Raw genomic sequence first — 8385 nt, 5'->3', positions numbered from 1 at the left:
GCGCCGCCGGCGGCGCCGGGCGTGGCCGCGGCCGTCAGGCCCGGCCGGACGATGCCGTCCAGGTCGACGTTGCCGACGAGGACGCTGGTCCCCCACAGCAGCCGGACGGGCGGGGAGCCGGCCGCGCCGGGCTCGATGAGCGTGGAGGCGGTCATGACATGCCCGCCCAGTCCTTGTCGTAGGCGACGTTCCAGGCGACGCAGATGCGCCGTCCGCCGCCGGTGAGGGTGGCCTGCACCGAGTGCGGCAGCCAGCCGGGGAAGGCCACCATCCGGCCGGGCACCGGCTCGACCCGGTAGACGCCCTGGGAGGCGAAGCGGGCCACCGCGGCGGGCCGCGGGTCCAGCAGCTGCAGGTACCCGGCCTCGCCGGTGTCGCCGCCGTCGCCGGACTCGACGTAGAACACCCCGGACCAGGCGGAGTCGTGGTGGGTGTGCGGCCGCAGGCTGCCGCCCTCGGCGTAGACCACCGTCCACGCCTCGGCGATCACCTCCTGGGCGACCTCGTCGGCGGCCTCGCCCAGGGTGGCGCGGGTGAGCGCGCTGACGGCGTCGACGATCCGGCCCTTGAACCAGTCCACGACGGGGTCGTCCCACTGCAGGATGTCCTGGTTGGCCTTCGTGGCGGTGATGACCCCGAAGTTGGACGCCTCGGGATCGGTGCCGGTGCGTTCTAGGATGAGGTCGCGGAAGGCGGGCAGGCGCTCGCCCGCCGAGGCGATGTCGGCGACGTAGAGCGGGCTGCCCCAGGCCGCGAACGGCGCGAAGCGCTCGGGGCGCCGCGCGGGCGCGGGCGCGGGTGCTGTGAGGGTCATGCGGTCTCCTGCAGTCGGCGGACGAACGCGCGTCCGATGTCGGTCAGGTCGGCGGCGGCCCGGTCGAGCAGGTCCAGGCAGCCGGCCCGGTACACCGCCAGGTGCGCGAGGCGGCCGGGCGGCGCGTCGCCGCACGCGCGGTACATGCGCGTCAGTGCGGTCGCGACGTGCGCGGCGCCCAGCACCTCGGCCGGCGAGCGGTCCGCGGTGCCGGACGGGAGCGTGCGGCGGGGGGCACCGGGCCGCTGGAGCCGCCACACCTCCTCGATCAGGTAGAGCCACTGGTGCGCCGTCTCGTGGAGGAGCTGCTCGCGGACCTCCAGCGGCGAGTCGAAGGCGGCGCGGGCCAGCAGGACGTGCTGCGGCCACGCCTTGGACGAGGCGGAGATCGCGCCGCCGTCGGGGTCCAGCAGCGCGTACCGGACCGGCAGGTCCAGCAGCGGCCGCCACGCCGGGACGGCGGCGGCGAGGCCGGCGCGGGCCTGCGCGACCTGGCCGCGCTGGATCCGGGTGAGCGGCCGGGCGGGCATCGCCGGCCCGTCGACCAGCGTCAGCGCCCGCGCCGGGGCGAGCCAGCCCTCCAGCGTCCGCTCCGACAGTCCCCGGGTCCGGCCCTGCCGCTCGGCCAGGACGTGCCGGGCCGCCGCGGCCGCCGCCAGCAGCCGCCGCGAGCGGAACCCGTCGTCCACGAAGGGCAGGCCGCCGAGGTCGGCGAGCGGATCGGTGCAGGTGATCGCGGGCGCGGTGCCGTTCATCGGATCTCCTCGGTGGTGAGGGCGTGGCCGGTCAGCGCGGGGTGCTCGTCCAGCGGGCGGCCGTCGAGACCGGCCACGAGGAGCCCGACGCCGGCGCGGCGGCCGACCTGCAGGCAGGGGAGCCGGCGTTCGGCTCCGGGCACGGGCGTCCAGTACCGGGCGGGAGGGGGCGTCATCGCCGCGAGCACGTCCGGCCCGCAGGAGACGCCGCCATAGGCGTCGTGGCCGAACCGCGGGTGCCCGATGTCGAAGTCGTCGATGAGGACGACACCGGTGCGGATCGCCGCCAGCTCGCGCGGCAGCGGCCACGCGCCCCAGTGCGCGTCCAGGAAGTAGAGGGGCCGGTCGAACGCGTCCGCCGCGTCCGCGACCAGGGCGGGGGAGTCCTGGCAGGTGACCGTGACGTTCGGCAGGTCGCGCACCCGGTGCGCGGTGAACCGCGCGTACCCGGGGTCGATGTCGCACGTCATGACCGGCAGGCCGGGGTAGCGGCGCCCCAGGTAGGAGGCGGTGTCCCCGAGGTGGCAGCCGGTCTCGACGACCGCGTCGCACCGGTAGGCGTCGATCAGGTCGTCGACCAGCAGGGCGACGGTGACATCGAAGCCGAACGGCCCCCCGCCGCCGGCCAGCCGCTCCTGACCGGCGCGGACCGTCCGGTAGAACACCCGCAGGACGTCGTCGGTGCCGTCCGGCGGGGCCATGAGCACCCGTGCGCTCGTGCCCGCGCCGCACGGCACCGGGGCCTCGCTGCTCGGCTTGCGCGCCGACTCCGCCATGGGCTCCTCCACGGATCTCCCGATCCGGGGGCGCCTTTCCCGCCGGACCTGTCACCCAGAAGGCGTTCCAGCCCGGTTCCATGACGGCGTTCCAGCCCGTTCCACCCGTGCCATGGAGCCGCTGCGAGAGTCCCGCTGCTGGAAGGGGTGCCCGTGCGGTGCCGGTCAGGGGCCTACGGAGGGAGTCGGCTCAACGTCGGCAGTGCTCGCCGGTCAGCCGTCGGCGGCCTGGACCGCGGCGGCGATCGGCTCGAGCTCCGCGATCAGCTCGTCGAGTTCGTCGGCGCCGAGCGCGTCGTACGGCGGCGTCGCCAGCTCGTCGGTGAGAGCCTCGATCCGCTCTTTGGTCCGCCGGCCGGCCTCGGTGAACCCGCCGTCGGCGTCCACGAGGCCGCGCCCGCGCAGCCCGTCGACGACGGCGGCCAGGTGCGCCTTGGGCAGGTGGTGGAGCCGGCCGAACTCCTCCGCCCTCATCCCGAGGGAGAGAGCGAGGAGGACGTGGGCCTCGGTGCCGCCGATGCCGTGCGCGACAAGGGCGGCGTTGTGGCCGTCCCCGCGGTGCTCCCGCAGCAGCGTCGTCGCGTGCCAGAGCCTGGGCACCGGCTCCCGGGGCACGTCGAGCGCCCGGAGCCCGGCGTACAGCACCCGGCCCTCGGTCGGCGCGCTGACCGCTGCCCGGGTGGCGAGGTCGGCGGCCCGCGCCAGGCCGGGGGAGTCGGCGAGCTCCCCGATCATCTGCCGCAGCGCGGCGGCGCTGCCGCGCTCGCGCACGGCGATCGCCTCCTGCGGGGTGGTCTTCCCCCAGACCCACGGGATGTGCCGCGCCACCTCACCGTCGGCGAAGTTGTAGAAGACCGCGTGCACCACCTCGGCCGGCGCCAGGCCCAGCGGCGCGGCCCGGCCGGCGAAGTATCCGTCCCAGTAGTCGCGCATGCCGAGGGCGAGGAACGCCTCGTTCGGCACCTCGGAGAAGGTGACGGTGGCGATCGGCTCGATGAGCTCGAAGATTCGGTGGACCTTGGTCTGCGGGTGCGTCATCGTCGGCATCTCCTGTGGTCGTGACTGCGCCCTCGCGGGCAGCCTCTCACCCTGGCTACGAACGACCCGGCCCGGATCCGACAACTCGTCGCCACCTGATTCTGGAATTCTGCGCGCTTCCTGATGTAGACGTCCTGTCAGCCCGGAACCAGCGTCGTGGACGATCGGGCCGGCGAACCCTCGGCGCCGCGCGGAACGGAGATCGGTCAGTGAAACTCGACGTGCAGTTGGACGGGCGGCCGGACGAGGCCGCGGAGCGCGCCCGCGCACTGATCGCCGCCGGGGTGGACGGCCTGTTCAGGCACCGGACCCCGTTTCCGCATCGACACGGCACCGCATCCGGAAGGACCCCATGCGCTGCACATTGACCGTGATCTACACCGACCGGCTCGAGGAGTGCCGTGCGTTCTACGCCGGGCTCGGCTTGCGCCTGCATCCGGAACGGCATGGTTCCGGTCCGGCCCACTACGCCGCCGTCCTGGACGACGGCATGGTGTTCGAGCTTTACCCGGCCGGCGCACGCGAGCCGACCGGCGGACTGCGCCTGGGTTTCACCACCGGGGCGACGCCGACGCTGGAGCCGGGGCGGCACGTCCTGCACGATCCGGACGGCCGCGCCGTCGAGGTGGTCGTCGCGGCCGTCCGGTGACATCCGGACCCGGCGCCGGCCTCGCCCACCTTCGGCGGGAGCCGGGGGTCACGCCGGTGGAGGGGCGAGTTTGGCGGCGACGGCGTCGAGGACCCAGTCCAGCCCGGTCGCGAAGGACGTCTCGGCGTCCACCTCCGTGCCGTCGTGCACGAACCTGGCCAGCGCCGGGAACCGGCCCGTGTCCAGCATCCTGCTCAGATGCGGGCCGGCGGCGCGCTGCCAGTCGCGCTTGGACAGGCCCGTGGCGCGCTCGGCGCGCAGGTTCGCGATCTCGCGCCTGATCGCGCCGGTGAGGTAGGCGCTGACGGTCTCGACGGCGCGCGTGACGGTGTCGAGGTCGGCGACGCCGTCGAGGGCGGCCAGCGTGGCCTCGGCCACGGCGAGGGCGTTGGGGCCCAGGGTCGGACGGCCGCCGAGCAGGTCGGCCAGCCATGGGTGGCGGAGGGCGGCCTCCCTGGTGCGGTGGGCGCGGTCGCGCAGCGCCTCCCGCCAGTCACCGGGCCGCTCCTCGGGGAGGATCTCGCCGTAGACCTCGTCCAGCATGAGGTCGAACAGCTCCTCCTTGGACGAGATGTACCCGTACAGCCGCATCGGGCCGGTGTCCAGCCGGGCGGCGACCTTGCGCAGCGACACCGCCTCCAGCCCGCCCTCGTCGGCGAGCGCGATGGCGGCGGCGACCATCCGCTCCCGGTCGAGCGGGGCGGGGCGGGTCGGCGGCTCCGGACGGTCCCACACAGTCATGCCTACACCGTACAGTTGCGATACAGCGTACGAGATCAATACACTGTATCGACATGAGACGCCGTATCGCCGTGGTCGGGGCCGGGCCCGCAGGGCTGACCTTCGCCCGCGTGCTGCACCGCCACGAGCACCCCGTCACCGTCCTGGAACGCGATCCCGCCCCCGACGCACGTCCCCCGGGCGGCACGCTGGACCTGCGCGAAGGACTGGGCCAGCTCGCGCTGGACAAGGCGGGACTGCTGGCGGAGTTCGAGACCCTGTCGCGTCCCGAGGGGCAGGCCATGCGCATCCTGGACACCGACGGGACCGTCCTGCGCGACTGGAGGCCCCGCCCGGACGACCGGGCCAATCCCGAGATCGACCGCGGGCAGCTCCGTGACCTGCTGCTCGGTCCCCTGGACGTCCAGTGGGGACGGCGCGTGACGGAGGTGGTGCCGGTCCCCGGGGACGGCGTGCTGGTCCACTTCGCGGACGGGCGGCAGGAGGCGTTCGATCTCGTCGTCGGCGCGGACGGAGCCTGGTCCCGGGTCCGCCCCGCGCTCTCGCCCGCGACACCGCACTACACCGGCGTCACCGCGGTCGAGACCTCCCTGCACGACGTCGACGCCCGCCACCCCGACCTCGCCCGCCTGGTCGGCGACGGTTCCGTGGCCGTGTACGGCGCGAACCGCGCCCTCGTCGCCCAGCGCAACAGCGGCGGCCACGTGAAGGTGTACGCCCAGTTCCGCGCGCCGGTGGACTGGCACGCGGAACTGGACCCGGCCGATGTCGAGGCCCTGCGGTCGAGCCTGCTGGCTCTGTTCGACGGCTGGGCCGCTCCCGTCCTGGAGCTTCTCCACCACGGCACTGCCTTCGTCCATCGCCCCCTCTACGTCCTGCCCGCGCACCACACCTGGGGCCACGTCCCCGGGGTGACGCTCCTGGGGGACGCCGCCCACCTGATGCCTCCTCTGGGGGTGGGCGCGAACCTCGCGATGCTGGAAGGCGCCGAACTCGCCGAGGCCATCGCCACCCGTCCCGGAGATCTGGACGAGGCCGTCCGCGCCTTCGAGGAACGGATGTGGGCACGGGCCGGCAGGTGGGCGACGATGACGATGGCCGGTCTCGAACGCCTCGTGAGCCCGGACCCCGCCGAAGCCATCGCCCTCTTCGACGAGGTCCAGCCGTCCTGACCGCCGCCCCCTCCGGAAGCCCCGAAGGCGAAGCCCTCCCAGGATCCCGCCCGTCTCGGTTGACGCATGCCGATATGGGCATATGATGGCGGCCATGGCACGAGCAGCGACGACGTCGGACGTCTTCAACGCGATCGCCGAGCCGCAGCGCCGGGAGATCCTGGTGCTGCTGCGGGCGGGCGAGCGGCCGGTGACCGAGTTGGCCCGCGAACTGGGCATGACCCAGCCGGGGGCGTCCAAGCACCTGCGGGTGCTCCGGGAGGTCGGGCTGGTGCGGGACCGCAAGGCGGGCAAGCAGCGCCTGTACGGCCTCGACGCCCGCGGGCTGCGGCCGGTCCATGAGTGGACCGGCGGGTTCGAGCGGTTCTGGAACGACAGCTTCGACCGCTTGGACGCCTACGTGCAGGACCTCAAGCAGGCAAGGCAGGAGGGGGAGTAGCGAATGACGGGACGAGGAGCGCCGGCGCGATCCGCGACGGCCGACCGCGAGGTCGTGATCTCCAGGGTCATCGACGCCCCGCGCGAGCTGGTGTTCGAGGCGTTCACCGAGGTGCGGCACTTGTCGCGGTGGTGGGGACCGGACGGGTTCACGACCACCACGCGGGCGTTCGAGTTCCGCGTGGGCGGGGAGTGGGACTTCGTCATGCACGGGCCGGACGGGACGGACTTCCAGGAGTGGATCTCCTGGACCGAGATCGCTCCGCCGGAGCGGATCGCGCTGCTGCACGGTGAGTCCCGCGGCGATCCGAACGCCTTCGAGTCGGTCGTGACGTTCGCGCCCGCCGGCGCGGCGACCCGGATCGAGATGCGCACGGTGTTCCCCACCAAGGAGCTGCGCGACGAGGCGGTCGAGAAGTACCACGCCGTCGAGGGCGGCCGGCAGACCCTGGGCAACCTGGCCGCCTACATCACCGAGATCGTTTCGAAGGGAGCCGAGGACTGATGGCCGGAAAGGTGTTCTTCAGCGTCTCGATGTCGCTGGACGGGTTCATCGCGCCCGAGTCCAGCGAGGAGCTGATGGGGCGGCAGTGGATGGAGCTGCAGCAGTGGATCTTCCCGCAGCGGTTCTTCCGGGAGAACCTGAAGCTCGGCGGGGGCGGCGAGGAAGGGCGCGACAACGACATCGTGCGGGAGACGTTCGAGCGCACCGGCGCGAGCGTGATGGGCAAGCGCATGTTCGACGCCGGCGAGCGGATGTGGCCGGAGGAGGCGCCGTTCCACACGCCGGTCTTCGTCGTGACGCACGAGAAGCGCGACCCCTGGGAGCGGCCGGGCGGGACCACCTTCCACTTCGTCGACGAGGGCATCGAGACGGCGCTCGACCAGGCCCGCGAGGCCGCCGGCGACCGCGACGTCCGCATCGCGGGCGGCGGCGCGACGATCCTGCAGTACGTGAACGCCGGCCTGGTCGACGAGTTCACGATCGCGCTGTCGCCCGTGCTTTTCGGCGCCGGAATCCGCCTGTTCGAGGGCGTGGACGCCGCCCGCGTGGCCCTGGAGCAGGTCCGCTCGGAGCCCTCCGCGAAGGTGACGCACCTGACCTACACCGTCCGAAAGCGGTGACCACCTCGGCCTCAACGTTTTCGCCGAGGTCAGCGGCACGGTGACAAGGGGGCCTCGACTATCTCTCCTCGTCCCGTCGGCGGTCATGCAGCGGCGGCCGGTAGATCACCTCGACGTACATGATCCGCCCGTTGACGACGTCGAGGTTGAGCATGCCCTTCGCACGAGGTCGCGCTCGCCCTCCTCCTCCAGCAAAGCCACCAGCTCGGTGACGAGCTCAGGGAAGACCTCCCGCACAAGGGGATGCTCGGCTTCCATGGCAGGGACCTTAACCCAGGCGTGAGGCCGGCGGGATCCTGCGGACGATCGGGTCACCTGCCCTGCCGGACCCGGAGCAGGATGACCAGGACGGCGGCGCCGGCGAGCGCCTCGACGACCAGCACCGGAGGCATCGCGACGAGCATCATGAGCGCCATTCTCACCGGGGGGAGCACCAGGCTCAGGGCGCAGGCCGCCAGGAACACGGACTCCCAGGCCATGATCGTGGACTGGACGCCGCGGCGCTCGGGACGCCATCGCGCGGCCAGCACGGCGCCGGGCACGGTGAGCAGGAGCAGCGGTGCCGTGTAGATCATCGGGATCAGCAGCCAGGCCGCGCTCCCGTCATGGGGGATCCCGTCCCTCACCACCACGGCGGCCACCGTCGCGTTCGGGAGCAGCCACAGCACTCCGAGCGCCGCGACCTGCGTCCACAGCAGGCGGCGCGCCCACGCCGCGGCACCGGATCGGGCCTCGCTCCACGCCTCTCGCCCGGGCTTCCGAGTCATCTCCATGCCCTCGAGAATGGCTTTTCGGTCCGAGCGGGCGCATGAGCGCTCGTACTCAGGTGCCCGCGCCCGAGTACACAGATTGAGCCGAGTTCGATGATGCGTACCTG

11 protein-coding genes are annotated in these 8385 nt (G+C 73.1%); 5 read left to right on the top strand and 6 right to left on the bottom strand.

Annotated features, from left to right (window positions below):
- Window positions 1–151: 151 nt before the first annotated feature.
- The 4 genes from ABT299_RS25530 to ABT299_RS25515 form a co-directional block, all read right to left on the bottom strand.
- Complete coding sequence (locus ABT299_RS25530; RefSeq protein WP_190853074.1) at window positions 152–814, bottom strand: putative 2OG-Fe(II) oxygenase; 663 nt, start codon at window positions 812–814, stop codon at window positions 152–154.
- Entirely contained in the window at window positions 811–1569 is a 759-nt protein-coding gene (locus ABT299_RS25525; protein ID WP_190853071.1) for an aKG-HExxH-type peptide beta-hydroxylase, read from the bottom strand. Before ABT299_RS25525 ends, ABT299_RS25530 begins: the two co-directional genes overlap by 4 nt.
- Entirely contained in the window at window positions 1566–2345 is a 780-nt protein-coding gene (locus ABT299_RS25520) for a class I SAM-dependent methyltransferase (RefSeq protein WP_500252240.1), read from the bottom strand. Before ABT299_RS25520 ends, ABT299_RS25525 begins: the two co-directional genes overlap by 4 nt.
- 213 nt (window positions 2346–2558) lie before the next feature.
- On the bottom strand, window positions 2559–3383 hold the full coding sequence (locus ABT299_RS25515; RefSeq protein ID WP_500252239.1) for an SCO6745 family protein: 825 nt from the start codon (window positions 3381–3383) through the stop codon (window positions 2559–2561).
- Window positions 3384–3735: 352 nt separating this feature from the next.
- Here ABT299_RS25515 and ABT299_RS25510 point away from each other — a divergent pair, with 352 nt between their 5' ends.
- Window positions 3736–4032, top strand: a complete 297-nt coding sequence (locus ABT299_RS25510; protein ID WP_190853063.1) for a VOC family protein — start codon at window positions 3736–3738, stop codon at window positions 4030–4032.
- Window positions 4033–4080: 48 nt separating this feature from the next.
- Here the strand turns inward: ABT299_RS25510 and ABT299_RS25505 are convergent, their stop codons facing one another.
- Window positions 4081–4773 carry a TetR/AcrR family transcriptional regulator gene (locus ABT299_RS25505; RefSeq protein ID WP_500252238.1) on the bottom strand — a complete coding sequence of 231 codons (693 nt, stop codon included), beginning with the start codon at window positions 4771–4773 and terminating at the stop codon, window positions 4081–4083.
- 53 nt (window positions 4774–4826) lie between these two features.
- Here ABT299_RS25505 and ABT299_RS25500 point away from each other — a divergent pair, with 53 nt between their 5' ends.
- The 4 genes from ABT299_RS25500 to ABT299_RS25485 all read left to right on the top strand — a co-directional run bounded on the left by ABT299_RS25500 (window position 4827) and on the right by ABT299_RS25485 (window position 7508).
- On the top strand, window positions 4827–5945 hold the full coding sequence (locus ABT299_RS25500) for an FAD-dependent oxidoreductase (RefSeq protein WP_500252237.1): 1119 nt from the start codon (window positions 4827–4829) through the stop codon (window positions 5943–5945).
- A 94-nt stretch (window positions 5946–6039) separates the two neighbouring features.
- Window positions 6040–6384, top strand: a complete 345-nt coding sequence (locus tag ABT299_RS25495) for an ArsR/SmtB family transcription factor (RefSeq protein WP_500252236.1) — start codon at window positions 6040–6042, stop codon at window positions 6382–6384.
- A gap of 3 nt (window positions 6385–6387) precedes the next feature.
- On the top strand, window positions 6388–6888 hold the full coding sequence (locus tag ABT299_RS25490) for an SRPBCC family protein (RefSeq protein WP_500252235.1): 501 nt from the start codon (window positions 6388–6390) through the stop codon (window positions 6886–6888).
- Window positions 6888–7508 (top strand): dihydrofolate reductase family protein, encoded by a 621-nt coding sequence (locus ABT299_RS25485; RefSeq protein WP_190853053.1) that lies wholly within the window; start codon window positions 6888–6890, stop codon window positions 7506–7508. Before ABT299_RS25490 ends, ABT299_RS25485 begins: the two co-directional genes overlap by 1 nt.
- Before the next feature lie 311 nt (window positions 7509–7819).
- Here the strand turns inward: ABT299_RS25485 and ABT299_RS25480 are convergent, their stop codons facing one another.
- Window positions 7820–8281 (bottom strand): hypothetical protein, encoded by a 462-nt coding sequence (locus tag ABT299_RS25480; RefSeq protein ID WP_500252234.1) that lies wholly within the window; start codon window positions 8279–8281, stop codon window positions 7820–7822.
- Window positions 8282–8385 lie beyond the last annotated feature (104 nt).

Origin of the sequence: Spirillospora sp. NPDC000708, assembly GCF_040299565.1 — a bacterium.
Lineage (GTDB): Bacteria > Actinomycetota > Actinomycetes > Streptosporangiales > Streptosporangiaceae > Spirillospora.
This window is presented reverse-complemented; position numbering and strand designations above follow the sequence as displayed.